30 protein-coding genes and 2 pseudogenes are annotated in these 23,260 nt (G+C 70.8%); 16 read left to right on the forward strand and 16 right to left on the reverse strand.

The features are described 5' to 3' along the window. Nucleotides 1-2 precede the first annotated feature (2 nt). The gene (locus tag ACQ86M_RS16830) at nucleotides 3-836 is read left to right on the forward strand and encodes an aldo/keto reductase (protein ID WP_431246249.1); all 834 of its coding nucleotides are present in this window, start codon (nucleotides 3-5) and stop codon (nucleotides 834-836) included. Between the two features lie 18 nt (nucleotides 837-854). Here ACQ86M_RS16830 and ACQ86M_RS16835 read toward each other — a convergent pair whose 3' ends face one another. The 3 genes from ACQ86M_RS16835 to ACQ86M_RS16845 all read right to left on the reverse strand — a co-directional run bounded on the left by ACQ86M_RS16835 (nucleotide 855) and on the right by ACQ86M_RS16845 (nucleotide 3,517). Beyond that, nucleotides 855-2,042, reverse strand: coding sequence for a sensor histidine kinase (locus tag ACQ86M_RS16835; protein ID WP_431246250.1), 1,188 nt, complete (start codon nucleotides 2,040-2,042; stop codon nucleotides 855-857). A gap of 229 nt (nucleotides 2,043-2,271) precedes the next feature. Then, nucleotides 2,272-2,961 (reverse strand): response regulator transcription factor, encoded by a 690-nt coding sequence (locus ACQ86M_RS16840; protein ID WP_431219739.1) that lies wholly within the window; start codon nucleotides 2,959-2,961, stop codon nucleotides 2,272-2,274. Between the two features lie 118 nt (nucleotides 2,962-3,079). Next, the gene (locus ACQ86M_RS16845; protein WP_121263283.1) at nucleotides 3,080-3,517 is read right to left on the reverse strand and encodes an Lrp/AsnC family transcriptional regulator; all 438 of its coding nucleotides are present in this window, start codon (nucleotides 3,515-3,517) and stop codon (nucleotides 3,080-3,082) included. 96 nt (nucleotides 3,518-3,613) lie between these two features. On the opposite strand from ACQ86M_RS16845, the pseudogene ACQ86M_RS16850 reads away from it, so the two are divergent. From ACQ86M_RS16850 to ACQ86M_RS16870, 5 genes and pseudogenes are all read left to right on the forward strand, one after another. Then, nucleotides 3,614-5,094, forward strand: a pseudogene (locus ACQ86M_RS16850) (peptide MFS transporter). 52 nt (nucleotides 5,095-5,146) lie between these two features. Further along, complete coding sequence (locus ACQ86M_RS16855) at nucleotides 5,147-5,806, forward strand: MOSC domain-containing protein (RefSeq protein ID WP_431246251.1); 660 nt, start codon at nucleotides 5,147-5,149, stop codon at nucleotides 5,804-5,806. Between the two features lie 60 nt (nucleotides 5,807-5,866). Further along, nucleotides 5,867-6,322, forward strand: coding sequence for a VOC family protein (locus tag ACQ86M_RS16860; protein WP_431246252.1), 456 nt, complete (start codon nucleotides 5,867-5,869; stop codon nucleotides 6,320-6,322). Nucleotides 6,323-6,329: 7 nt separating this feature from the next. Next, nucleotides 6,330-7,040 carry a winged helix-turn-helix transcriptional regulator gene (locus ACQ86M_RS16865; RefSeq protein WP_431246253.1) on the forward strand — a complete coding sequence of 237 codons (711 nt, stop codon included), beginning with the start codon at nucleotides 6,330-6,332 and terminating at the stop codon, nucleotides 7,038-7,040. 53 nt (nucleotides 7,041-7,093) lie between these two features. Then, nucleotides 7,094-8,008 carry a LysR family transcriptional regulator gene (locus ACQ86M_RS16870; protein ID WP_431246254.1) on the forward strand — a complete coding sequence of 305 codons (915 nt, stop codon included), beginning with the start codon at nucleotides 7,094-7,096 and terminating at the stop codon, nucleotides 8,006-8,008. A gap of 58 nt (nucleotides 8,009-8,066) precedes the next feature. Here ACQ86M_RS16870 and ACQ86M_RS16875 read toward each other — a convergent pair whose 3' ends face one another. Both ACQ86M_RS16875 and ACQ86M_RS16880 read right to left on the reverse strand, forming a co-directional pair. Then, on the reverse strand, nucleotides 8,067-8,927 hold the full coding sequence (locus ACQ86M_RS16875; RefSeq protein WP_431246255.1) for an aldo/keto reductase: 861 nt from the start codon (nucleotides 8,925-8,927) through the stop codon (nucleotides 8,067-8,069). Nucleotides 8,928-8,958: 31 nt separating this feature from the next. After that, nucleotides 8,959-9,930 carry an aldo/keto reductase gene (locus tag ACQ86M_RS16880; RefSeq protein WP_431219746.1) on the reverse strand — a complete coding sequence of 324 codons (972 nt, stop codon included), beginning with the start codon at nucleotides 9,928-9,930 and terminating at the stop codon, nucleotides 8,959-8,961. Between the two features lie 110 nt (nucleotides 9,931-10,040). Between ACQ86M_RS16880 and ACQ86M_RS16885 the strand changes: the two genes are divergently transcribed. From ACQ86M_RS16885 to ACQ86M_RS16900, 4 genes are read left to right on the forward strand one after another with little or no spacing between them, the layout of a single operon-like run. Next, entirely contained in the window at nucleotides 10,041-10,448 is a 408-nt protein-coding gene (locus tag ACQ86M_RS16885) for an MBL fold metallo-hydrolase (RefSeq protein ID WP_431246256.1), read from the forward strand. Further along, complete coding sequence (locus ACQ86M_RS16890) at nucleotides 10,352-10,690, forward strand: MBL fold metallo-hydrolase (RefSeq protein ID WP_431246257.1); 339 nt, start codon at nucleotides 10,352-10,354, stop codon at nucleotides 10,688-10,690. Before ACQ86M_RS16885 ends, ACQ86M_RS16890 begins: the two co-directional genes overlap by 97 nt. A gap of 31 nt (nucleotides 10,691-10,721) precedes the next feature. Next, complete coding sequence (locus ACQ86M_RS16895) at nucleotides 10,722-10,991, forward strand: type II toxin-antitoxin system Phd/YefM family antitoxin (protein ID WP_431246258.1); 270 nt, start codon at nucleotides 10,722-10,724, stop codon at nucleotides 10,989-10,991. Then, nucleotides 10,988-11,380: a PIN domain-containing protein gene (locus tag ACQ86M_RS16900; protein ID WP_431246259.1), complete on the forward strand. Its 393-nt coding sequence runs from the start codon at nucleotides 10,988-10,990 to the stop codon at nucleotides 11,378-11,380. Before ACQ86M_RS16895 ends, ACQ86M_RS16900 begins: the two co-directional genes overlap by 4 nt. 8 nt (nucleotides 11,381-11,388) lie before the next feature. Here the strand turns inward: ACQ86M_RS16900 and ACQ86M_RS16905 are convergent, their stop codons facing one another. Genes ACQ86M_RS16905 through ACQ86M_RS16930 form a run of 6 tightly spaced genes read right to left on the reverse strand, consistent with a single transcriptional unit; the run spans nucleotide 11,389 to nucleotide 15,041 of the window. After that, nucleotides 11,389-11,646, reverse strand: coding sequence for a glutaredoxin family protein (locus ACQ86M_RS16905; RefSeq protein WP_431219750.1), 258 nt, complete (start codon nucleotides 11,644-11,646; stop codon nucleotides 11,389-11,391). Nucleotides 11,647-11,655: 9 nt separating this feature from the next. Further along, entirely contained in the window at nucleotides 11,656-12,318 is a 663-nt protein-coding gene (locus ACQ86M_RS16910; RefSeq protein ID WP_431246260.1) for a nucleoside/nucleotide kinase family protein, read from the reverse strand. Beyond that, nucleotides 12,315-12,752 carry a hypothetical protein gene (locus tag ACQ86M_RS16915; protein WP_431246261.1) on the reverse strand — a complete coding sequence of 146 codons (438 nt, stop codon included), beginning with the start codon at nucleotides 12,750-12,752 and terminating at the stop codon, nucleotides 12,315-12,317. The genes ACQ86M_RS16910 and ACQ86M_RS16915 overlap by 4 nt, the downstream gene beginning before the upstream one ends. Beyond that, nucleotides 12,749-13,282: an alpha/beta fold hydrolase gene (locus tag ACQ86M_RS16920; protein WP_431246262.1), complete on the reverse strand. Its 534-nt coding sequence runs from the start codon at nucleotides 13,280-13,282 to the stop codon at nucleotides 12,749-12,751. Before ACQ86M_RS16920 ends, ACQ86M_RS16915 begins: the two co-directional genes overlap by 4 nt. Nucleotides 13,283-13,305: 23 nt before the next feature. After that, nucleotides 13,306-14,604 (reverse strand): MFS transporter, encoded by a 1,299-nt coding sequence (locus ACQ86M_RS16925; RefSeq protein WP_431247907.1) that lies wholly within the window; start codon nucleotides 14,602-14,604, stop codon nucleotides 13,306-13,308. Between the two features lie 5 nt (nucleotides 14,605-14,609). Continuing rightward, nucleotides 14,610-15,041, reverse strand: coding sequence for a MarR family winged helix-turn-helix transcriptional regulator (locus tag ACQ86M_RS16930; RefSeq protein ID WP_431219753.1), 432 nt, complete (start codon nucleotides 15,039-15,041; stop codon nucleotides 14,610-14,612). 75 nt (nucleotides 15,042-15,116) lie between these two features. Here ACQ86M_RS16930 and ACQ86M_RS16935 point away from each other — a divergent pair, with 75 nt between their 5' ends. From ACQ86M_RS16935 to ACQ86M_RS16945, 3 genes and pseudogenes are all read left to right on the forward strand, one after another. Then, nucleotides 15,117-15,989, forward strand: coding sequence for an alpha/beta fold hydrolase (locus ACQ86M_RS16935; protein WP_431246263.1), 873 nt, complete (start codon nucleotides 15,117-15,119; stop codon nucleotides 15,987-15,989). A gap of 66 nt (nucleotides 15,990-16,055) precedes the next feature. Then, nucleotides 16,056-16,280: a hypothetical protein gene (locus tag ACQ86M_RS16940; RefSeq protein ID WP_431246264.1), complete on the forward strand. Its 225-nt coding sequence runs from the start codon at nucleotides 16,056-16,058 to the stop codon at nucleotides 16,278-16,280. A 34-nt stretch (nucleotides 16,281-16,314) separates the two neighbouring features. Continuing rightward, a pseudogene (locus tag ACQ86M_RS16945) lies at nucleotides 16,315-17,363 on the forward strand (lipoate--protein ligase family protein). A 13-nt stretch (nucleotides 17,364-17,376) separates the two neighbouring features. Here ACQ86M_RS16945 and ACQ86M_RS16950 read toward each other — a convergent pair. Continuing rightward, nucleotides 17,377-18,507: a glycerate kinase gene (locus ACQ86M_RS16950; protein WP_431246265.1), complete on the reverse strand. Its 1,131-nt coding sequence runs from the start codon at nucleotides 18,505-18,507 to the stop codon at nucleotides 17,377-17,379. 71 nt (nucleotides 18,508-18,578) lie between these two features. Between ACQ86M_RS16950 and ACQ86M_RS16955 the strand changes: the two genes are divergently transcribed. Continuing rightward, nucleotides 18,579-18,950 (forward strand): hypothetical protein, encoded by a 372-nt coding sequence (locus ACQ86M_RS16955; protein ID WP_431246266.1) that lies wholly within the window; start codon nucleotides 18,579-18,581, stop codon nucleotides 18,948-18,950. Here ACQ86M_RS16955 and ACQ86M_RS16960 read toward each other — a convergent pair. Then, the gene (locus ACQ86M_RS16960) at nucleotides 18,910-19,194 is read right to left on the reverse strand and encodes a GNAT family N-acetyltransferase (RefSeq protein ID WP_431246267.1); all 285 of its coding nucleotides are present in this window, start codon (nucleotides 19,192-19,194) and stop codon (nucleotides 18,910-18,912) included. The two genes, ACQ86M_RS16955 and ACQ86M_RS16960, sit on opposite strands and share 41 nt — an antisense overlap. A gap of 184 nt (nucleotides 19,195-19,378) precedes the next feature. Here ACQ86M_RS16960 and ACQ86M_RS16965 point away from each other — a divergent pair, with 184 nt between their 5' ends. Together ACQ86M_RS16965 and ACQ86M_RS16970 are read left to right on the forward strand one after the other, a co-directional pair. Next, nucleotides 19,379-19,720, forward strand: coding sequence for an RNA polymerase sigma factor (locus ACQ86M_RS16965; protein WP_431246268.1), 342 nt, complete (start codon nucleotides 19,379-19,381; stop codon nucleotides 19,718-19,720). Then, nucleotides 19,717-20,010 (forward strand): sigma factor-like helix-turn-helix DNA-binding protein, encoded by a 294-nt coding sequence (locus tag ACQ86M_RS16970; protein WP_431246269.1) that lies wholly within the window; start codon nucleotides 19,717-19,719, stop codon nucleotides 20,008-20,010. The genes ACQ86M_RS16965 and ACQ86M_RS16970 overlap by 4 nt, the downstream gene beginning before the upstream one ends. Nucleotides 20,011-20,018: 8 nt before the next feature. On the opposite strand, the gene ACQ86M_RS16975 is transcribed toward ACQ86M_RS16970, so the two are convergent. The 3 genes from ACQ86M_RS16975 to ACQ86M_RS16985 all read right to left on the reverse strand — a co-directional run bounded on the left by ACQ86M_RS16975 (nucleotide 20,019) and on the right by ACQ86M_RS16985 (nucleotide 23,254). Next, nucleotides 20,019-22,310 carry an ATP-binding protein gene (locus ACQ86M_RS16975; RefSeq protein WP_431246270.1) on the reverse strand — a complete coding sequence of 764 codons (2,292 nt, stop codon included), beginning with the start codon at nucleotides 22,308-22,310 and terminating at the stop codon, nucleotides 20,019-20,021. Nucleotides 22,311-22,418: 108 nt separating this feature from the next. Then, complete coding sequence (locus ACQ86M_RS16980; RefSeq protein WP_431219760.1) at nucleotides 22,419-22,643, reverse strand: hypothetical protein; 225 nt, start codon at nucleotides 22,641-22,643, stop codon at nucleotides 22,419-22,421. Between the two features lie 380 nt (nucleotides 22,644-23,023). Continuing rightward, nucleotides 23,024-23,254: a hypothetical protein gene (locus tag ACQ86M_RS16985; RefSeq protein WP_431219761.1), complete on the reverse strand. Its 231-nt coding sequence runs from the start codon at nucleotides 23,252-23,254 to the stop codon at nucleotides 23,024-23,026. Nucleotides 23,255-23,260 lie beyond the last annotated feature (6 nt).

Consider the following 23,260-nt stretch of genomic DNA (forward strand, 5'->3'; position numbering starts at 1 on the left):
CCATGACGACCTCGATCCCCTCCCTCCCGCTCGCCGGCGGCGGACGCATCCCGCAGATCGGGCTCGGCACCTGGCCCCTCGACGACGCCGAAGTGCAGCGCGCGGTCGTGGCCGCGGCGGAGCTCGGTTACCGGCACATCGACACGGCGGTGAAGTACGCCAACGAGGTGGGGGTCGGCCGCGGGCTCGCCGCGAGCGGCGTCCCTCGGGAGGAGTGGTTCGTCACGACCAAGCTCGACGGCCTCTACCAGGGCGGTGATCGCGCGGTGCCGGGGCTCGACGACAGCCTCCAGCGCCTGGGGCTCGACTACGTCGACCTTCTGCTCATCCACTGGCCGCTGCCGCAGCGCGATCAGTACGTGTCGACGTGGGAGACGTTCATCCGCCTGCGCGAGGCGGGCAAGGCGCGCGCCATCGGCGTCTCCAACTTCAAGCCGGCCCACATCAATCGGCTGATCGCCGAGACGGGCGTCGTGCCCGCGGTCAACCAGATCCAGCTCAGCCCGGCGATTCAGCGCCGCGAGCAACGGGCCTACGACAGCGAGCACGGCATCGTCACCGAGTCGTGGAGCCCGATCGGCGGCACGGGAGACCTGCTCCAGGCGCCCGTGCTCAACGAGCTCGCCGAGAAGCACGGGCGCACGGCCGGCCAGATCGTCCTGCGCTGGCACGTCCAGAACGGGTTGGTCGCCATCCCTAAGTCGCGGAACCCCGAGCGCATGGCGCAGAATCTGGCCGTGTTCGACTTCGAGCTCGACGCCGACGACCTCGCCCGGCTGGACAGCCTCGACGAAGGCCCGGACGCCGGAGTCGACTCCGACCGCACCGGGCACTGAGCCGAGGCTCCCCCGCGCTCAGTCGCGGCGGATCGGCAGCGTGACGGTGACCGTCAGTCCCGACGGCTCCCCGTTCGCCAGCACCACGTGGCCGCCGGCCGCATCCGCGAGTGCGCCGACGATCGCGAGGCCCAGCCCGCCGCCCGACTGGCCCGTGCGCGAGCCGTCCGCGCGCGTGAAGCGGTCCAACGCCACGGGGATGAACTCCTGCGGCATGCCCGGCCCCGAGTCGCGCACCGTCAGGATGACGGACTCCTCGCCGTCCGGGCCCGCACCGAGGGCGAGAGACGCCGTGACCGTCGCCTCCGGATGATCACCCGCCGAGCGGATCGCCGTGATCGCGTTGCCGAGCAGGTTGTCCAGGATGCGGGCGAAATCCGTCGGCGACAGCGCGACCCGCGCGCCCGCGTCGGGCCGGCGGCGCGGGTCGTACTCGAAGTCCACCGAGATCCCTGCGGCGTCGTCGTCGCTGCTGACCAGCAGCCGGGCGCGGTCGATGGCGTCCGTCAGCTCGTCGACGAGGGTGCGCCAGTCGATACGGCCGCTTGATGGACCCGCCTCGATGCGCGACAGCTCCAGCAGGTTGTTCGCCAGCTGCGCCAGCCGGATCGCGGTGGAATGCGACGAGCGGATATCGAGCAGCAGCGCATCTGGATCGCCCGCATCCAACTCGGCCAGTTCGAGCTGACCGCGGAGGACCGCGAGCGGTGTCCGCAGCTCGTGGCTCGCGTCCGACACCATCTGCCGCTCCCGGTCGGCGGAGGCGCGAAGCCGCAGGATCAGGTCGTTCAGCGTCGTGGCGAGCTCGGACAACTCATCCTGGGCGGGCCCGACAGGCAGCAGCCCGGCCTCGTCCGGGGTCGAGGCGGCGATCCGGTCGGCCTGCTCCCGCATGCGGCTCACCGGCCGCAGGGCGGTCCGCGCCAGCAGCCATGAGGCGGCCCCGAACGCGAAGATCAGCACACCGGCGCCGATCAGCAGTGCGGCGGTCAGCCGGTCGAGCAGCAGCGCTGTCGTCTCCTCGTTGCGGGCAGCCACCACGTGCATGACGCCGTCCGAGGTGGTGACGCTCCGGCTGAGCACCAGGTAGTGCTCGTCGCCGACCTGCACATCCCGCGCCTGCCCGCCCTGGCCGACCAAGGTCTCCATGCGGTCCTCGAGCCCCTCCGGCATCGTGGAGGCGAGGATGGTGCCGTCCGCCGACACGATCGCCAGCTCCTGGCCGCCCCCGGCAGGTCGAAGGGCCCCGACGGCTTGCTCGTCAGGCCCTCCGCGGGTGCCGACACGTCATTGTTGAGCAAGGTCAGCGTGGCGTTGTGCAGGATGGACGACACCCCGATGCGGATGATGACCACGGCCACGAGGGCGAACAGGGCGGCGACGACCAGGCTGCCGATCGTGATCCGCGCCGTGATCGACAGGCGCCGCAGCCGGTTCACGGCGTGGAGGCTGCGTTGCGCGCATCCAGCCGGTAGCCCCGGCCGCGCTCCGTCACGATGGAAAGGCCCGCTCCGGCGGCGTCGAGCTTCTTCCGCAGGTACGACACGTACTGGTCGATCACGTTGGTCCCGATGTTCTCGGTGGTGCCCCACACGGACTCGAGGATGTCCGACCGCGACAGCGTCTTGTCCGGGTTGGTGGCGAACAGCCGCAGCAGTGTGAACTCGCGCCGGCTGAGCGGCATCTCGTGCCCGGCGACGAGCGCCTGGTGCTCGTGCGAGTCGATGGTGAGCCGGCCAACCGTCACCTGCGGCCGCATCCCGGTCGGCTCGCGCCGCAGCAGCGCACGCACGCGGGCGGCCAGCTCTGCGAAGGCGAACGGCTTCGTCAGGTAGTCGTCGGCGCCGGAGTCGAGCCCGTGCACGCGGTCCTCGATGGCGTCCCGCGCGGTCAGCAGCAGGATCGGCATCGAGTTGTTCGCCTCGCGGACGTGGCGGCACAGCTCGAAACCGCTCATGCCCGGGAGCATCACGTCGATCGCGGCGGCGGAGTAGGTGTCGCTGCGGAGCGCGATCAGCGCATCCACACCATTCGTGACGAGCGTGACGTCGTAGCCCTCGGCCGCGAGTCCACGCTGCACGAGGCCTCCCATGTCCGGATCGTCTTCGACTACGAGGAGCTTCATGCGCCCATCGTGCCACTCTTGGCCGTGTCCGTGCTCGGATGCCGTCCCGCCGCGGCCCGCGCCCGCTGAACGTTCTCGCAGGCGACGCCCCGTCGCTCGCGGCGATCGGCCACGACGCTCAGGCGCTTCCCCGGTTGATGAGGCGCGAGAGCACGATCGCGCTGCGGGTGTGGTCGACGTTCGGCGCGAGGCGCACCTTCTCGAGGGCCGCCTCGAGGCTGGGGATGTCGCGCGAGCGGATGTGGACGATGGCGTCGGCGCTGCCCGTGACGGTTCCCGCGTCCACCACCTCGGGCACGGCCGAGAGGATGCGGAGCAGCTCCTCGGGCGACACGGTACCGCGGCAGAACAGCTCGACGTAGGCCTCCGTGCTCATGCCGTCGATCGCCGGATCGACCTGGATGGTGAACCCGCGGATCACCCCGTCGGCCACCAGCCGGTCCACGCGCCGCTTCACGGCCGACGCCGAGAGCCCGACGACGGATCCGATGTCGCCGTAGCCGGCCCGTGCGTTCTGACGCAGGAGGTCGAGAATGCTGCGATCGAGGTTGTCCACGGGCTGAGTTTATGGTGAATCGTTGCGTCTACGTAGCGGATGCGGTCGAATCGTGCGCGCCATGCCGCGTTGTAGGCGTGCGGCGCGGGTGGGACCATGGGCGCCATGAGCGAAACGGATACCGCCCCGGCTCGTCGTGACGACGCGAGCCGCGGCTTCTTCGGCCAGCCGCGCGCGCTGGCCAACATCTTCGGCGTGGAGATGTGGGAGCGGTTCTCCTTCTACGGCATGCAGGGCATCCTGCTCATCTACCTGTACTACTCGGCCGAGAAGGGCGGCCTCGGCATCGACCAGGCGACCGCCGCCGGTGTGGTCGGGGCGTACGGCGGCGCGGTGTACCTGTCGACCATTCTCGGGGCGTGGCTCGCCGACCGCGTCTTCGGCTCCGAGCGGGTGCTGTTCTCGAGCGCCGTCGTCATCATGGCCGGCCACATCTCCCTCGCCCTCATCCCGGGCGTCGCGGGGGTCCTCGTCGGTCTGCTCTTCGTCGCCCTCGGCAGCGGCGGCCTGAAGGCGAACGCCACCCGCATCGTCGGCACGCTCTACGAGGAGAAGGATCCGCGGCGCGACGCGGGCTTCTCGCTGTTCTACCTCGGCATCAACCTGGGCGCCTTCTTCGGGCCGCTGCTGACCGGCCTGCTGCAGACCACCCTCGGCTTCCACTGGGGCTTCGGCCTCGCCGCGGTCGGGATGGCGATCGGGCTCATCCAGTACTCCCTCGGCCGCAAGCGGCTTCCGGGCGCATCCCGGCTGGCGCCCAACCCGCTGGAGCGCTCGCGCTACCCGCTCGTGATCGGCATCGGGGTCGCGGCGCTGGCCGTCATCGTGGTGCTCGTGCTGACCGGCGTGGTCAACGCCTCGAACCTCGCGCTGTGGGTCATCGGCGTCACGATCGTGGCGGCCATCGCATACTTCGCGGTCATCCTGACCTCCCGCCTGGTGAGCGGCGAGGAGCGCAGCAGGATCGTGGCCTTCATCCCCCTCTTCATCACCAACGCGGCCTTCTGGTCGCTCTACCAGCAGCAGTTCACCGTCGTCACGATCTACTCGGACAAGCGACTCGACCGCAATCTCTTCGGGTGGGAGTTCCCGGTGTCGTGGGTGCAGTCGATCAACCCGATCTTCATCATCGTGCTGTCGGGGGTCTTCGCCGCGATCTGGACGAAGTGGGGCGCCAAGCAGCCGTCGGCGCCGATCAAGTTCTCGGCGGGGACCATCCTGATGGGCGTCGCGTTCTTCCTCTTCCTGTTCTGGTCGGGGGCGGCGCCAACAGCACGCCGTTGCTGGCGATGGTCGGCATCCTGTTCGTCTTCACGATCGCGGAGCTGCTGATCTCACCGCCCGGGCTGTCGGTGACGACGAAGCTGGCGCCGCGGAAGTTCCAGGCGCAGATGGTGGCGCTGTACTTCCTGTCGGTGGCGCTCGGGACGGCGATGGCCGGTCAGCTGGCGAAGCTGTACTCGCCCGGGAGCGAGGCGGTCTACTTCTCCTTCATCGGCGGTGTGGCGATCGTGATCGGCATCCTTCTCGCGGTGATCAGCCCGTGGGTGCTGAGGATGATGCGCGGCGTCCGCTGAACCGGCCCGCTCGCCCCGACCCGCTGGAACGGCCCCCTGGCATACTGGGCCGATGGCGGAGATTCTCGCGGTGTGCCGGGTGGAGCAGCTCCTCCACGACTCGGGGACGATCGGCGTGACGGCCATCGACAAGCGGCCCGTCGCGCGGCGGCTGCGCGTGCGTCCGCTGGGACTCCACGGCGACGTGCAGGCGGACCGCAAGCACCACGGCGGCGCCTCGAAGGCGGTCTACGCCTATGCGGACGAGGACGCTGCGTTCTGGGCGGAGCGGCTCGGCCGCGATATCCCGCCGGGCCTGTTCGGCGAGAACCTGCGGACGGCCGGGGTCGACGTGAACGGAGCCGAGATCGGGGAGCGCTGGGCGATCGGCGACGAGCTGGTGCTGGAGGTGACCTGCCCCCGCACACCGTGCGCGACGTTCCAGCGGAGGATGCGCGAGCCTCAGTGGGTGAAGCGCTTCACGGAGGAGGGGCGGACGGGCGCGTACTTCTCGGTCGTGAAGTCGGGGAGCGTCGGGGCCGGCGATCCGGTCCGCGTGGTGTCCCGTCCGGGCCACGGTGTGACGATCGCGTCGTGGTTCACGGGCGCGGATGCGCGACAGGCGGATGCGCTCGAGGCGGCGGAGGCGGCCGGCTCCGTCGCGTTGGCGCGCGAGATGCATGAGTCGATCGCCTCGGTGCGCAAACGGCATTTACTTGCTATTGACAAGTGAACTTGCAAAGAGCAAGCTAGGCGTATTCGAACCGCTCACCTCACCCGTTTGGAGCACGCCATGTCACTCAACATCTTCGTGAACTTCACGACGAACGACCTCGACCGCTCGAAGGCCTTCTACGAGGCCCTCGGCTACAGCATCAACCCGCTGTTCACCGACGAGAACGCCGCCTGCGTCGTGCTCAGCGACACGATCTACTTCATGGTGCAGACGCGCGACTTCTACGCCACCTTCACCGACAAGGAGATCATCGACCCGCGCACCCAGGCCGGAGCCTCCATCGCCCTCAGCCAGGACTCGCGTGAAGACGTGGATGCCATCATCGCCAAGGGCCTCGAGGCCGGCGGCTCGGAGCCGCGCCCGGCGCAGGACTACGGCTTCATGTACTCCCGCGACCTGGAGGACCCGGACGGCAATAACCTGTCCTTCCTCTACATGGCTCCGCAAGCCGCAGAGAAGGGCCCGGAGGCGTACATGGCCGAGCAGGGGGCCGGCGCACCGGCTCAGGGCTGACGACCGGATGGCCACACGCGCCCCGCGCGGGTTCGGTCAGTACGGCGGCGTCGCGCGCGCGGTCGAGCGGGTCGGCGAACGGTGGGCCCTGCTCATCGTCCGCGACCTGCTCGCCGGCGCCCGCCGCTACAGCGACCTCAAGGCCGGGCTGCCGCGCATCCCCACCAACATCCTCAGCGACCGGCTCAAGGAGCTGCAGCAGGCCGGCGTGATCCGGCGCGTCCCGACGGTGCGCGGCGGGTACGAGCTCACCCCGCTCGGGCGCGAGCTCGAGCCGGTCGTGCTCGCACTCGAGCGCTGGGGGTGGGCGCTGCCGGAGGAGGCGGCCGAGGGGGACGTGCTCACGGCCGACGCGCTGGCGGTGACGTTACGGGCGGCCTTCCGCGACCGGAGCGCCGAGGGCCTGCCGGTCACGGAGTACGTGCTTCACGTCGGCGAGACGTCCGTGAGCGCCATCGTCGACGGGAGGGCGCTGGACGTGATGGATGTGGGTCCCACTGCCTTGCCGCAGCCCCAGCGTCGCGTCGCCCACGAGACGCCGGTGGATGTGCTCGAGTTCGGGGTCGCCCGCGAGGACCTGGGCGGCCTGCTCGCCGGCGGGATCGTCGCGGTGCGGGTGCTCGCCGGCCGGGATGAGCTGCTGGCCCGGTTCCGACGCACGTTCCACCTCGATGCCGCGCCCGGGGCGGACGAAGCGCCCGCCGCTTCCGTCGCCTGAGGCGCATCGGTCGCGGTTATGATGCGCCGGCGACTCAGCAGTACGATCGCTGAATGGAACTGCGTCAACTGCAGCACTTCGTCGCCGTCGCCGAAGAGCGCCATTTCACCCGCGCCGCCGAGCTGCTGCGGATCTCGCAGTCGGGGCTCAGCGCATCCATCCGCTCGCTCGAGCAGGAGCTCGGTACGTCGCTCTTCGTGCGCAGCACCCGCCGCGTCGAGCTGACGGTGGCCGGGCAGGCGCTCCTGGCCGACTCCGTCCGAACGCTGGCGAGCGCCGCCGCCGCGCGGGATGCGGTCGCGGCGGTCCGCGGGCTGCTGCGCGGGCGGCTGACGATCGGCGCCGAGCCGTGTCTCGGATCCGTCGACCTGCCGGCCGAACTTGCGGGGTTCCGCACGGCCAACCCGGGCGTGGAGGTCCGGCTCCGCTACTCGGGCTCCGAGGAGCTGGTGGATGACGTCGCAGGCGGACGAGCGGATGTCGCCCTCGTCGTCGACACCGGCCACGCTCCCGCGGGCGTGCGGTTCCGCCGCTTGAGCACGCAGGACATGCTGGTGCTCTGCCACCCGCAGCACCATTTCGCGGCCGAGGAGAGCATCCCGCTGGAGAGTCTGCGCGGGGAGCCGCTGGTCGGCTTCCAGGAGGGATGGGGCGCCCAGGCGCTCACCCGGCGCGCGTTCGCGGCGGCCGGGTTCGACTACCGGGCGGCGATGGAGGTCAACGACGTCCATCCGCTGCTCGACCTGGTCGGATACAACCTCGGTGTCGCCGTGGTCCCGGCCAGTTTCGCCCTGAAGCGGCCGGACGCCCTCCGGGCGGTGCGCCTGCAGGGAGCCCCGGCCTGGACCGTCGCCGTCGCGGTCGCCGACCAGCCGAGCCCTGCCGCCGCCGCGTTCCTCGCCCAGCTCGAGCCCGCCCCGGCCCCCGCGCCCGCCGCGTCGCTCGCCGCCCCAGCAAAGAATTCCTGAGTTGTTCGGGTGGCGCAGGGCGCGTCGACCCGAACAGCTCAGGAACAGATGGCGTGGGTCAGGCGGCGTTGAGGGCGGAGAGCTCCTCGGGGGTCAGCTCCACGTCGACGGCCGTGACCGAGTCGCGGATGGTCTCCGGCCGCGATGAGCCGGGGATCGGGATGACGTGCGGGCTCTGCGCCAGGTGCCACGCGAGCGCGACGACCTGGGGGCTGATCCCGCGGGCGTCCGCCACATCCTTGAACGGCTCGAACCGGCTGCCGAGGTCGCCGGCCGAGGTGATGCCGCCGAGCGGACTCCATGGCAGGAAGGCGATGCCGAGCTCGTCGGCGAGGCGCAGCTCCGGCTCGCTGGAGCGGAACGCGGGCGAGAACTGGTTCTGGACCGACACCAGCCGGCCGCCGAGGATGTCGTTCGCCTCCCGGATCTGCTCCGGGTTCGCGTTCGAGATGCCCGCCATGCGGATCACGCCGTCGTCGAGGAGGTCGCGGATGGCGCCCACCGAGTCGGCATAGGGCACCTCGGGATCGGGCCGGTGGAGCTGATACAGCCCGATCGCGTCGCCGCCCAGACGGCGCAGCGACTCCTTCGCGGCCTGCTTGAGGTACTCGGGCCGGCCGTTCTGCGTCCATGAGCCGTCGCCCGGACGCAGGTGACCGCCCTTGGTCGCGACGAGCACGGTGGAGGCGTCCCCGCTCCAGGAGCGCAGCGCCTCCGCGATGAGCTCCTCGTTGTGGCCGACCTCGTCCGCGTGCAGGTGGTACGCGTCCGCGGTGTCGATGAAGGTGATGCCCTCATCCAACGCGGCGTGGATGGTCCTGATCGAGCGCTCGCGGTCCGGTCGTCCCTCGATGGACATGGGCATGCCGCCCAGGCCGATGGCCGAGACCTGGACGTCTCCGATGGTGCGTGTCTTCACTGCGTTCCTTCCGTTCTGTTGCTGCCCAGGGTCACCAGGCGTAGTCCTCGGGGGCCGGCTTGTGGCCCGGGAAGATCTCGTCGATCCGTGCGAGGGCGGCCTCGTCGAGATGGATGTCGAGCGCGCGCAGGCCGCCGTCGAGCTGCTCCTGCGTGCGCGGTCCGATGATCGGGCCGGTCACACCGGGACGGGTGAGCAGCCACGCCAGTGCCAGGTCGCCCGGCTCGTGGCCCAGCTCTTCGGCGAAGGCTTCGTAGGCCTCGATGGCGTCGCGGTGCTTCTCCAGCGTCTCCGCCGCGCGGCCCTCCAGCCGCCGCTTGCCCTCGTTCTGCTTGCGGACGACGCCGCCGAGCAGGCCGCCCTGCAGGGGAGACCAGGCGATGACGCCGAGGCCGTTCTCCTGTGCGGCGGGCAGCACCTCCAGCTCGATCTGCCGGGTCAGGAGGTTGTAGATCGACTGCTCGCTGACCAGTCCGAGCAGGTTGCGCCGGCGGGCCTCGGCCTGCGCCGTGGCGATGTGCCAGCCGGCGAAGTTGCTGGAGCCGGCGTACAGGATCTTGCCCTGCGCGATCGCGGTCTCGATGCCCTGCCAGATCTCGTCCCACGGGGTGTCCCGGTCGATGTGGTGGAACTGGTAGATGTCGATGTAGTCCGTCTGCAGGCGCTTCAGGCTGGCGTCGAGCGCCCGGCGGATGTTCAGCGCCGACAAGCGGCCCTCGTTCGGCCAGTCGCCCATGTCGCCGTAGAGCTTCGTGGCGAGCACCGTGCGCTCGCGCCGCCCGTCGCCCTGCGCGAACCAGTTGCCGATGATCGTCTCGGTCGCGCCCTTGCCCAGGTGCTGACCGTACGCATTGGCGGTGTCGAAGTAGTTGATGCCGGCGTCGTGCGCGGCGTCCATGATCCGATGGGAATCCTCTTCGGTGGTCTGCGGTCCGAAGTTCATCGTGCCGAGGACGAGGCGCGAGACCTTCAGGCCGGACCGGCCCAGGTGTGTGTACTCCATGGGCGCTACTCAACGCCTGCGCGAGTCAGTTGTCCAACAAGAGAAGTGGATGGGATTGCGCGGCCGGGGCGATCAATCCGGCGATCAGGCGCGGGGACTAGCATCCCAGCATGCGAGAGGTCATCGAGAGCATCCACCGCCTCGACAAGGTGCGAGGGGCGAACGCCTACCTGATCGAGGCCGACGATCGCGCGGTCGTCGTGGACACGGGGGTCGCCTCCGGCGCCGACGGGCTCGTCGCCGAGCTGCGCGCGGCGCGCATCCCCCGGATCACGGATGTGGTGGTGACGCACTACGACCCGGATCACATCGGCTCCGCGGCCGCTGTGCAGCGCGAGACGGGAGCCACCGTGTGGCTGGGAGCGGCGGATCAGCGCATCGTGCGCGGCGAGGTCCCCCACCCACGCGGACGCGCCGCCTCATGCGCCGGATCAGCCGCCCGGGACGTGCGGACCTGCCGGAGCTCACCGAGCTGCCCGACGACGCCGAGACCGAGATCGTGCCGGGGCTGGTCGTGATCCCGGCCCCGGGGCACACGCCGGGACATCACATCGTGCGCTGGCGCGGCGTCGCCTTCATCGGCGACGCCGGACTGGTGTCGAAGGGCCGGCTCGTGCACCTGCCGGGTCCGCTGATCTCGGATCGCGCTCAGGCGGACGCGACGCTCGCCGCGATCACGGCGCTGCGTCCGCGCCTGGTGCTCCCCGGGCACGGCCGCCCCGGCCGTCTCGACCGACCTGACCCCGCGGGCGGCTCGTAGATATTTGTCTACGCTGCGCTAGCATGGGCTCATGATCGAGACCGCACCCTCACCCCACAGCATCACGGTGGGGCAATTGCGCCAGAACCCGACGCCTATGCTCGACAAGGTGCAGGACGGGGAGACCTATATCATCACGAGCCACGGCCGTGCGATCGCTGACGTGGTCCCGCATGAGGGTTCGGGATGGGTCCCTGCCGATCGGGTGCGCGCACTTCTGGCCGTTCCGGGCGATCTGGGATGGGCGGAAGAGATCCGCCAGCAGCGTGACGGCGCCGATCTTCGCGACCCATGGGCATGAGGGTCGTACTCGACACGAACGTTCTCATCACGGGTGGCTTTACCGTTCCGGATGGCGTCACGGAGGTGGCGGTGTCGTCGATCAGCTTCGCTGAGATGGAGCAGGGGATCGTCCGCCCCGGGCTCGTCGCTGCGACGGTCGCAGAACGGCGACTCCACCTGCTTGAGCTTCGACGGGCGTTCGGGCGAGGGCTGGCTTTCGACGACCTCGCCGCGCAGTACTACGGCCGCATCGTGGAAGCCGTCTACGCGGCGGGGCGCAACCCGCGAGGGCGGATCGCCGACCTGATGATCGCTGCAGTGGCGCGCGCGAACGACGCCGCGGTCGTGACGCACAACGTCGACGACTTCGCCGGCCTCGGGCGCATCGTGCACGTGATCCGCGCCTGATCGACGGTTCAGGCGCGCAGGGCGGCCTCGAGTTCGGGATCGGTCGGCTCCACGAGGTGGCGTCCGTCGGGGAAGACGACGACGGGGATGTTCGTGCGACCGCTGATCCGCTGGGCGCGGTCGGCCTCCTCCGGGCGTGCGACGAGGTCGATGTACTCGTAGTCGGCGCCGAGGCGGTCGAGGAGGGACTTCGAGCGGATGCAGTCGCGGCACCAGTCGGCGCCGAACACGGTGAGGCGGTCGAAGGTCGTGTCGGGGGAGGTCATCGCTCCAGGCTAAGCGCTCCCGGCTGGGAGTCCGGCGGTGCCGTCGACGACCAGCGTGGCGCGCGGCCGCGAGGCTTCGATGACGAGGGCGTTGGCGCCGTCCACATCGCGCGCCCAGGCGGTCGCCGCCTTAACCGTCCGCCCGTGCCGCGTGTGCCGGTCGACGAGGCGCCGCATCCGCTCGTCCTCCGGCGTCGCCACGAACCAGCTCTCCGCGAGCAGCGGCGGGATGCGCGACCACGGGTCCTGGTCCACCAGCACGTAGTTGCCCTCGACGACGACCAGACGCGTCTTGGGCGGAACAGGGATGGATCCGGCGACGGGCTCGTCGACCGTCCGCTCGAAGGCCGGGGCGTAGACGACGTTCGCCGTCTCGACCAGCACCCGCTGCAGCAGGGCCACGAAGCCCCACCCGTCGAACGTGTCGATCGCACCCTTGCGATCGTGGCGGCCGAGCGCATCCAGAGTCGCGTTGGCCAGGTGGAAGCCGTCCATGGGCAGGTGCACCGCCGCCCCGGCGCCGCCGAGCTCGTTCACGCGATCGGCCACCGAGCGGGCGAGTGTGGTCTTGCCCGAGCCGGGGCTCCCTGCGATGCCGAGCAGGGCGCGACCCCCGCCCTCCGGGGCGAGGGCGAGCGCGCGCTGCGCCAGTGCGGTCAGGTCGGCGGTCATGCGATGGTCCCCGACCGGGTCGCGAAACCGCTGATGGCCTCCGCCATCCGCTCGGACGACTCCGGGCCGCCGTGGCCCTCGCCCTCCACCACGATCAGGCGGCTGTCAGGCCACGCGCGATGCAGCAGCCACGGGGTGATGACAGGCCCGCTCACGTCGTGCCGGCCATGGATGAGCACCGCCGGGATGTGCGCGAGTTCGCCGACGCGGTGGAGGATGGCCCGCTCACCGGGCAGGAACGCGTCATTCGCCCAGTAGTGGGTCACCAGGGTCGCGAACACCTGCCGCTGCAGCGGGTCCTCGTGCAGCGGCCCGGGCACGAAGTGGGGATCCAGGGAGACGTGCGTCGACTCCCACGCGTCCCAGGCGTCGGCGGCTGCGGCCCGTTCCTCGAACGTCCCGGTCGCCAGCACCCGGGCGTACGCGTCGATCACACGCTCGCCGGGGCGCCTGCCCGGCAACGCCTCGAGCGTCTCCCACGCCTCGGGGAAGATGCGTCCCATCGTCTCGTCTCGGTGATCCAGGTCACCTCGTCGCGTCCGGTGGTCGTGACAGCGCCGAGCACGATGGCTTCCACCCGATCGGGATGCTCCAGGGCATACGCCAGCGCGAGCGTCGAGCCCCACGACCCGCCCGTGACGATCCAGCGGTCGATGCCGAGCTCCTCGCGCACCAGCTCGATGTCGGCGATGAGTGCGTCCGTCGTGTTCTCGGGAAGGCGATCCAGCGCATCCACCACCAGGGGCGTGCTGCGACCGCACCCGCGCTGGTCGATGCCGACGAGACGGAAGGCGGCGGGGTCGTACCGCTTGCGGTAGTTCCCGGTGCCGAGGCCGGAACCCGGGCCGCCGTGGAGCCAGAGCGCGGGCACGCCTCCGGGATTGCCGCTCGTCTCCCAGTAGATGCTGTCGCCGCCGGGGTTGCGGACGTGGCCGCTCGCGTACGGTTCGGTCGCAGGAAACACCCCCGCACCGTATCGCACGAAGGTCAGGACGCGCGGGTCGCGGTCGCCTCGGCCTCTTCGAGTTCCTCGCGGGCGACCTCGCGCGGGGCGAGCACGAACCGCGGCCGCGTCCCGCCGAACCGCACCCGGAGGCCGCGGTACTTCACGAGGTAGAACACGCCGACCAGGGCGGCCGCGAAGCCGCTCGCGGCGCCGACGCCCATCGCCCAGCGGGGCCCGAACGTATCGGCGACCCAGCCGACGATGGGCGCACCGACGGGCGTTCCGCCCATGAAGATCGCCATGTAGATCGCCATGACGCGGCCGCGCAGCACCGGGTCGGTGGTCATCTGAACGGTTCCGTTCGCCGTGGTCATCAGGGTCTGCGACGAGATGCCGACAACGATGAGGGCCGCGGCGAAGAGCCAGTACGTCGGCATCACGGCGGCCAGGGCGCAGCCGAAACCGAAGAACGCCGCGCCCGCGAACAGCAGCGAGACCCGCGGGCGGTCCCGCCGGGCGGACAGCAGGGCGCCGACGACCGACCCGATGGCCATGATCGACGACAGGATGCCGTACTCGCCCGCGCCCTGGTGGAACACGCTCACGGACATGGTCGAGATGAAGATCGGGAAGTTCAGGCCGAAGGTGCCGATGAGGAACACCATGACGAGGATGACCATGATGTCGGGCCGCGTCCGCACGTAACGGAAGCCGTCTACGAGGCCGCCGCGCGAGCGCTTGGCCCGCTCCGCCCGGTACAGCTGCTCGCGCCGCAGCATGGCCAGCGACAGCAGCACCGCGCCGAACGTCGCCGCGTTGATGAGGAACACCCAGCCGGCGCCGATCGCGGCGGTGAGCAGTCCGGCGACCGCGGGCCCGATGAGGCGGGCGACGTTGAACGAGGCGGAGTTCAGGGCGACCGCGTTCGACAGGTTCGGGCCGGCGACCAGCTCAGACACGAACGTCTGCCGTGCCGGCGCGTCGAAGGCGGCGACGACGCCGAGGAGCAGGGCGAACAGGTAGACGTGCCACAACTGCACCGCACCGGTGACGGTGAGGATGCCGAGCCCGAGTCCCAGCGCCCCCATCGCGCCCTGCGTCATCATCAGCAGCCTGCGGCGGTCGAGCCGGTCGGCCGCCCATCCCGTCACCGGCAGCAGGAGCAGCTGCGGACCGAACTGCAGGGCCATCACGAAGCCGACGGCCGACGCGTTGTTGTGGGTGAGCTGGGTCAGGACGATCCAGTCCTGGGCCGTCCGCTGCATCCACGTTCCGACATTCGAGACGATCGCGCCGGCGGCCCAGATGCGGTAGTTGACCCCGGCGAGGGAGCGGAACATGGAACTCACGAGTCGGCGAGCTCCTGCATGATCTCGGCGGCGGCTGCCAGGGTCGCCCGCTGCTCGGGGCTCAGCGTGCGAACGCGCTGCTGCAGCCAGGCGTCGCGGCGCTCGCGCGTGACGGTCACCAGCTCGATCCCGCGGTCGGTGGGCACGACGACCACCTTGCGACCGTCGGCGGCGTCGGCGGTGCGCTCGACGTAGCCCGCCGCCTCCAGGCGGTTGACGGTGCGGTTCATCGACGGCGGCTTGACCCGTTCGAACTCGCTGAGGCGCCCGATCGTCCCGGAGCCCTCGCTGACGAGGTACGCCAGCGTCGCGGTCTGCGAGTCGCTGAGCTCGTCGTCCTCCTTCTCCGCGCGCAGGCGGCGCGAGAGCCGGGCCACCGCGATGCGCAGGAGGCCGCTGAGCTCGTGAGGAGACAGATGTTGCTTCATGTTCATAGCTAGCTTAGCAAATTAGTCAGGCTAACTAAACCTCCCGGACGCTCTCACTTCCGCCAGAATGAGCCCGTGCAGACCGAACAGGACCGGACCTTCGACGCGGACGGCGACCGCATCCACTTCGATGTGTACGCGCCTGCGACGGGCGCGACAAGGCCGGGCGCGGTCGTACAGCTGGCACACGGAGTCGGCGAGCACGCCGGACGGTACCGGCAGGTGGCGACGCACCTGGCCTCCGCCGGGTACCTCGTCTACGCGGACGACCACCTCGGTCACGGTCGCACGGGCATGGATCAGTGGAAGGGCGACGCCTCCCACCTCGGCCGGCTCGGGCCAGGAGGTCTGCGCGCGGCGGTCCGCGACGTCCACCTCTTCTCCGACCTGATCCGCGCCGAGAACCCCGAGCTGCCCCTGGTCTTCGTCGGACACAGCTGGGGGTCGCTGATCGGCCAGATGCTGCTCAACCGCCACAGCGACGAGTACGACGCGATGGTGCTCTCGGGCACGGCGTACCGGGTGCTGGGCTCGATGAACGGCGGCGACCTCAACAAGCGGCACGCCCACCTCGGAACGACCGGTGCCGAGTGGCTGAGCCGCGACCCCGCGGTCGCACAGGCGTTCGTCGACGACCCGCTCTGCACGCTCACGCCGTTGCAGAAGCTGTTCGGGACCCTCGACGCTGCTCGCCTGCTCGGACGGCCTGCGCGGAACCTCGCGCACGACCTCCCCGTGCTCATCCAGGTCGGATCGGAGGACCCGCTCGGCGGACCGGTCAGCGCGCGCAAGCTCGAACGGGCTTACCGGATGCGATCCGGCCTCACGGACGTGACGACCATCGTCTACGAGGGCGCCCGCCACGAGATCTTCAACGAGACCAACCGCGAGGAGGTCTACGCCGATCTCACCGCGTGGCTCCTCGAGCGGTTCCCTGCGCGAAGCTGACGCGCTGGGGCTGCCCTCTATCGCATCCCCTCGCCGCGCGCGCACACTGGTGCCGAGGAGGCCACCATGGGAAACCGCATCGCATTCGGCCTGTCGCATCTCGCACCGATCGACAACCCGGCGACGGTCGGCGGGCACGGCGAGATCCTGACCGCGATCTTCGTCATCCTCGGGCTGCTGATCGTCATCCTGCTGATCGGGTTCGGTGTGACGCTGGCCCGCCGTCCGGACAAGCAGCTGGATGAGTGGGGCAACCCGACCGGCGCCCCGCCCGCCCCGCCTCCGCACTGATCCTCTGGGCCGCCGTCGGTCGTAGGCTGGGGGCATGCATGGTGAGTACAAGGTCCCGGGGGGCAAGCTCGTCGTCGTCGACCTGGAGGTGGTGGACGGCAGGATCTCGGAATTCCAGCTCGCCGGAGACTTCTTCCTCGAACCCGACTCCGCGCTCGAGGCGATCAACACGGCCGTGAACGGACTGCCCGCCGAGGCCGACGCGAAGACCATCGCCGCTGCCGTGAAGGACGCGCTCCCCGAGGGTGCGAGCCTGCTCGGCTTCTCGCCGGAGGCCGTCGCGGTGACGGTGCGGCGGGCGCTCGCGAAGGCGACCAGCTGGCGCGACTACGACTGGCAGATCGTGCACGCCAAGGCGGTCTCGCCGCAGATGCACCTCGCACTCGACGAGGTGCTCGCCACCGAGGTGGGGGAGGGCGGCGCGGCCCGACGCTGCGGATCTGGGAGTGGGACGAGCCCGCCGTGGTCATCGGCAGCTTCCAGTCGGTCAAGAACGAGGTCGACCCCGAGAACGCCGCGAAGTACGGCATCCAGGTCGTCCGCCGCATCTCCGGCGGCGGCGCCATGTTCATGGAGGCGGGATCGGTCGTCACCTACTCGATCTACGCGCCGGCCGATCTCGTGCAGGGCATGAGCTTCGCCGACAGCTACGCCTTCCTCGACGAGTGGGCGATCGTGGCGCTCAAGTCGCTCGGCATCGACGCCGTCTATCAGCCCCTCAACGACATCACGAGCCCGTCGGGCAAGATCGGCGGCGCCGCCCAGAAGCGGCTCGGGTCGGGAGCGGTGCTCCACCACGTCACCATGAGCTACGACATGGACGGGCAGAAGATGACGGAGGTGCTCCGCATCGGCCGCGAGAAGATCAGCGACAAGGGCATCACGAGCGCGGCCAAGCGCGTCGACCCGTTGCGCAGCCAGACCGGGCTCAGCCGCGCCGAGATCATCGAGCAGATGAAGCTGACCTTCAAGAGCCTCTACGGCGCGACCGAGGGCGACCTCACCGATGCCGAGTACGCGGCGGCCGAGAAGCTGGTCGCGGAGAAGTTCGAGACCGAGGAGTGGCTCTACCGCGTCCCGTGACGTCTGACGTCCGTCACCCCGGTCGGCGTGCGGCCAGCACTTCGCCCGCGCGGCGCGCCCAGCGCACGGTGTCGGCGACGGACGCCTCGACCGATCCGGCGAGGCTGCTCAGCTCGACCTGATCGGCGAAGCCGGCCGGATCGGCGGCGATCGACCCCGCGACGAGCAGGACAGGCGTGCCGGCCGCCGACGCGAGCGATGCGACCTCTGCGGCGACCTTGCCCTCGCGGGTCTGCTCGTCGAAGCGGCCCTCCCCGGTGATCACCAGGTCCGCCTCGCGAATGGCGGCGGGCAGACCGAGGCGTGCCGCGACCTCCTGCGCCCCGGCACGGAAGTCCGCGCCCCACAGGGCGAGCCCGAAACCCGTCCCTCCGGCGGCGCCCGCGCCGGGGCGTACGCTCACCGCGTCGGCGTCGGGGCGGCGTGTGGCGACGCACCGCACGAACCGCGTCAGGTTCCGCTCCAGGGTCTCCACCTCCGCAGGCGAGGCGCCCTTCTGCGGGCCGAACATCCGCGCGGCGCCGCGCTCGCCGAGCAGGGGGCTCCGCACATCCGTCAGGAGGGTCACGCCGTCCTCGGGCGTGCGTCGCAAAGCGGTGAGATCGACGTGGGCCAGCGAGGCGAGCCCGGCGTTCCCGGGCGGGATGGGCCCACCCCTCTCGTCCGTCAACCGTGCGCCGATCTCCTGCAACGCCCCCGACCCTCCGTCGCTGGTGGCACTGCCGCCCAGTCCGATCAGGATGCGCGTCGCCCCCGCATCGAGGGCGGCGACGATCAGCCGGCCGAGCCCCCGGGTATGCCCGTCGAGCGGTCGGAGGGGATGCATCAGCCCCAGACCGCTCGTCTGGGCGATCTCGAGCACCGCCGTCGGCCCGCCATCCGAACCGGTCGGCGGAAGCAGGGCCCAACGGGCGCTGACCGGGCGTCCATCCGGCCCTTCGACCGCCGTCGACCGCCCGGCGGCGCCGGGAGCGGAGGCGAGGAACGCATCCACCGTGCCCTCACCGCCGTCGGCCATGGGGAGGCGCCGCACGTGGTCCGCCGGGCGCACCGCGCTCCACCCTTCGGCGATCGCGCGGCTCACGGCATCCGCATCCGCCGACCCCTTGAAGGAGTCGGGAGCGATGACGACGCGCAGGTCCACGAGTCGAGATGCTACCCGGGCACGCGGCCCATCCTCAGAAAGCCCACAGCTGCTCCGGTACCCTGGAGGGCGTGAATTGGTGGGTCGTGGGGATCATCGGGGCGTTCATCGCCCTGATCGTCGTCGCCGTCAAGCTCGGCTGGATCGACCTGTCCAACAAGGCGCAGCGCGGGTCCGGCACCATGAGCGGGGCCATCGGCGGCTCGTTCGACGAGATCTTCGCGCCCGCCCGGCACGAGGCCCAGCAGGAGATGGACCGGCAGTCGCTGCTCCCCGCGCCTGCTCCGTTGCCCGGCGACGGCGGCGAGGACGGCTGGTCGGGCGGCAAGATCACCATCGACCTCGGGCGCGCCGGTCACGGGCAGCGCGTCGAGGGGCGCGAGCCCAGCGAGGACGGCCGCGCTAGCGCTTCTGCAGCTCCGCGTAGTCGGGGTGCGAGCTGAGCCAGCTCCGCACGTAAGGGCACGAGGCGATGACCCGCCGGTCGGAGTTGTCGCGCACGTCGTCGAGGGCGGTCTGCACCAGTGTCGAGGCCATGCCCTTCTCGCGCTTGGCCTCATCCACTTCGGTGTGCGTGAAGACGATGGCGCCCTCGCGAAGCTCGTACTCGGCCAGGCCGATCACCTCGCCGTCCTGCAGAAGGACGTAACGGGACTGCTCCGGCTGGTTCTCGACGCTCAGGCTCATGCGGCCACGCTACCCGTTCGCAGCGGCGTCAGGATGCCGGGGGGTACGTCGTCTCTGACAGTGGGGAGGGAGACGCTCTCGGTAGCGGCTGCGTAGTCCTGCGGTTCCGGACGGCGGACCACGCAACGGACTCTGAGGACATCGGATCGGGAAGCTCCCGAGCCGCGATGACCGAGGAGACAGGATGACCGCCACCGCCGTCCGCCCGACCGACCTGGAGCTGCTGCAGCGGGTGCGACTGGGCGATCGGGCGGCCTTCGGCGAGCTGTGGAACCGCTATCAGGGCTGGGCGCATCACCTCGCCCGCACCACCACGCACCGGTTCGACCCCGAGGACATCGTTCAGGAGGCGTTCGCCAAGGTGCTGCGGTCGCTGCGCAACGGCAACGGCCCGACGGAGGGCTTCGCGCAGTACCTGCGCATCGCGGTCCGCACCGTCGCTTCCTCGTGGGGGCGCGCGAGTCGCGCGCGACCCTCGTGCCCCTCGCCGACGACACGGCCGTCGGGTCCTACGTCGTCGAGGTGACCGACCTCGGTGAGCTGGAGCGGCCGTTCCGGAGTCTGCCGGAGCGATGGCAACGCATCCTGTACCTCACCTGCATCCTCGACCTGCCGCTGGCCGCGGTCGCCTCGGCGATGGGGCTGACCGTGGGCGCCGCGACGGCGCTCGCCGCGCGAGCGCGGAAAGGCCTGCGCGCGGCGGCCGGGCCGGCGGTCGCGCCGGCGAGGGGTCTGCCGAAGCCGACGGAGAGCTCGCGCTCGCCGCCTGAATGTCCGCCCCGGAGGGCATGCGCCGCAGCCATGTCCTCCGGGTGAGCGGTCCGCTACGCGGCCTGGTCGCGGTACCAGAGCGCGAGTTCGGTGCGCGACCGCAGACCCAGCTTGACCAGGGCGTTCTGCACGTGCGATTCGACGGTGCGGATGGAGACGAAGAGGCGACGCGCGATGGCCTTGTTGGTCTCGCCGCCGGCGACGAGCGCGGCGACCTGCGCCTCGCGTGGCGTCAGCGAGGAGACGCGCGAGACCGCGAACGCGTCGACGGGCATGCCCGCGCGCGCGTGGGACTCGACGACGCCGTGCAGTGCGAAGTCGATGCTCTCCTCCTCGCTGAGGGCGGCGCCCTGGCCGAAGGCGCGCTCGAAGGCGACATCGCCGAGTCTCTGCCGCAGTGCGCGCTCGGTCGCCTGGCGGTCGTAATAGAAGGGCGGGTAATTCGAACGGATGGCGCCGATGTCCTTCCAGCGCGCCGCAGCCGCGCCGAGGAGGGTCGCACCGCGCGCCGGATGCGCCCCGTCCCGCGCCACATCGGCGAGCAGCTCGAGGGCCTGCGCGACACCGAGGCCGTTCCCCAAGCCGCGCTTCAACACCAGCGCGTCGCGGGCGTCCCGCTCGGTGGTCGCCAGGTCGCCCGCGGCGGCGCACGCGGACGCACGCGTGGTGAGGGCGAAGGACCGCTCGAATCGGTCGCCGACGGCGCGCGCCCGCTCGGCGATCGCCTCGTCCACCCGGTCGCCCTCCTCCCGCTCGCCGAGCGCGTGAAGCCGCGCGGCCAGCCGCTGCGGGGTGTTGGTGCGTCCGAACCGGTACGCCTCCTCGCCGAGCTCCGCCATGAGCTGCCGCAGCATCCCGGCCGCAGCGGCGTCGTCGGTCTCGGCGACCTCCGCGGCGCTCCGGACCGCGACATCGCACTCGCGCGCCAGCGGGGTGCCGGCCGCTCCCAACCGCTTCTGCTCCGCCCTCGCGGCCTGCAGCTCGTCGGCAGCGAGCCCCGGCTTGTCCGTGAGCGCGAAGACGACCGCGCGCAGCGCATGTCCGAGCGCTCCCCAGAACGGCGTGGGCCGCCCGGAGGCGAGCGCGATCCCCAGCCATGCCGCCAGCTCGTCCGCGCTCCCGTGCAGCACCCAGGCTTGGCGCCAAGCGGTGACCGTAAGCTCGACGGCCGCGTCCACGTCGCCGAGGGACGCGGCGGTCGCCACCGCACGCCGGATGTTCGGGATGTCGCTCCGGAGCCGGCGGAGGATCTCCGGCTGCCGGCTCCCGAACCAGTGGTCCTCCGCGTCGTGCAGGCGCAGCAGCAGGCACCCGACGAAGTGATGCCCGGCCTCCTCGGGATGCTGCGCCCGCTCGGCGCCGAACTCGCGCAGCGCAGGCAGGAGCTCGTAGCGCACCCCGTCGCCGGCCCGGCGGCGGTGGACCACCGAGCGTCGGATCAGCTGCTTGACGGCGACGGACGCCTCGCGGTGGCCGCCCGCCGAGAAGCGTGCCATCGCCTCCCCGAGGTCGAGATCCCAGCCCGGCGCCAGCAGAGACAGGTCGCTCCACACCCGCCGCTCGACCGGGCTGCAGCGCTCCCAGCTGTCCTCGACGGCTGCGCGCAGCGACCGCGAGGCGGGGTCAGCCGGCTCGAGGGTGGCCAGCTGGTCGTCCATGCGTCCGGCGAGGGTCGCCGCATCCATGAACTGCAGTTGCGCGGCGGCCAGTTCGATCGCCAACGGCACCCCGCCTGCGGCCTCGCAGATGCGCACGACCTGCGGAAGGGTCTCGTCGTCGAGAGCGAACAGGGCGTCACCGGACGCGGCCCGCTCGGCGAAGAGGCGGACGGCGTCGCTCGACCGGGTGAGATTGCGGCGCGCGAACGGCCCGATGGCGACCAGGGCCTGGGCGGGCGAGGTCAGCGGCTCCCGGCTGGTCACGATGAGACGGATGCCGCTGCACGCCACCAGGAGCGCGCCGACCACGGCCGAGGTCTCCGCGACCGCCTCATCCACGTCATCGAGCAGCAGCAGCGCGTCGTCGTGGCCGATCGCGGCGATGACGGCGGTGAGCGCGTCGGCCGCCGGGTCCACCTTCAGTTCGTGCGCGATGGCAGAGGCGACATCCGTCCCATTGCCGCGCAGATCGACGTACCAGACGCCCGACACCGACCGGGACATCCCCTCGGCGGCGGCGATCGCGAGCCGGCTCTTCCCGACACCCGCCGCTCCGGTGACCGTCACCAGACGCGCCGACGACTGCAGCAGCCGACGGATCAGGGAGACCTCCTCACGGCGGCCGATCAGCGGATCGAACCGTGCAGGCAACCCGTGCGTCGAATTCGCGTCATGGTCGGGGCGCATCGTCCGTCTCTATCCACGGAAGCTTCTCTCGGGCAGGAGCTTCTCCCGCCCCGGGGGTGGAGGGCCCGCTGCGTTTCGGGTTCGCGCGGGGATCCTCCACCCCCACGGCTACAGGTGGGGCTGGTACGGCGCCCACGTGTCGAGGTCGTACTCGAGTTCGATCCCGGAGTACAGGCGGACGACCCAGCGACGCGAGTCACCGCCGGCGAACTGACCGGTCACGGTCTCTCTGACCCAGTCGCCCTGCTTGTTCCTGCTCCAGCGGATCAGCCCGACATGCTCCCTCAGCCGGGGAGGGTGCGGTGGATGGATGTAGTCGTTCTCGTCGAGCATCGTGGTTTCCCCTTTCGACCGGTGCGTCCCCCGACGCGCCGGTGCAGGGTCATAGTGCATGACGGATGGCGAAGCGCGCACTACTCCAATTTCGTGAGAGTTCATACACGGTCATCGCCCGACGGCCCGCGGCCCAGCTCGTCGACCGGCCAATCGAGCTCCATACCGGAACGCAGGCGGACGCGGACGAAGCCGTCGACCACCTCGGCACTGTCCACGTCCGGGTGCGCCAAGAATCGAGCCCGAACCCCGTCGGGCTCCTGCCCCCGAGCCGACGCACCGTCATCCGTCACCGTCCCCACCTCTCCCCAGGCGTTGTGAAGGCGTTTCACGAGTAGCTTGAACCAGAGCCCGAGGAAATGGCTAGGCAGGCGAGGAAATCACGTCGTGCGCGGCTCCGTGCCGGTGTACCGGTAGATCACTTCGCGGGGCCAGTCGTCGGCCGCGACGAGTTCGTACACGTCCATCGTGTCGTCGTCGGGCCCGTCGACCGGCACGCGCACCCGGACCGGCGGCCGCGACTCGAGGTTCGGCAGTTCGATCGACCGGTCCCGCGTCGGCTCCCCCGAATGGATGAGGAACGCGACGAACGTCTCCTCTCCGGAATCCATGCATTC

Origin of the sequence: Leifsonia xyli subsp. cynodontis, assembly GCF_050632205.1 — a bacterium.
GTDB lineage: Bacteria > Actinomycetota > Actinomycetes > Actinomycetales > Microbacteriaceae > Leifsonia > Leifsonia xyli_D.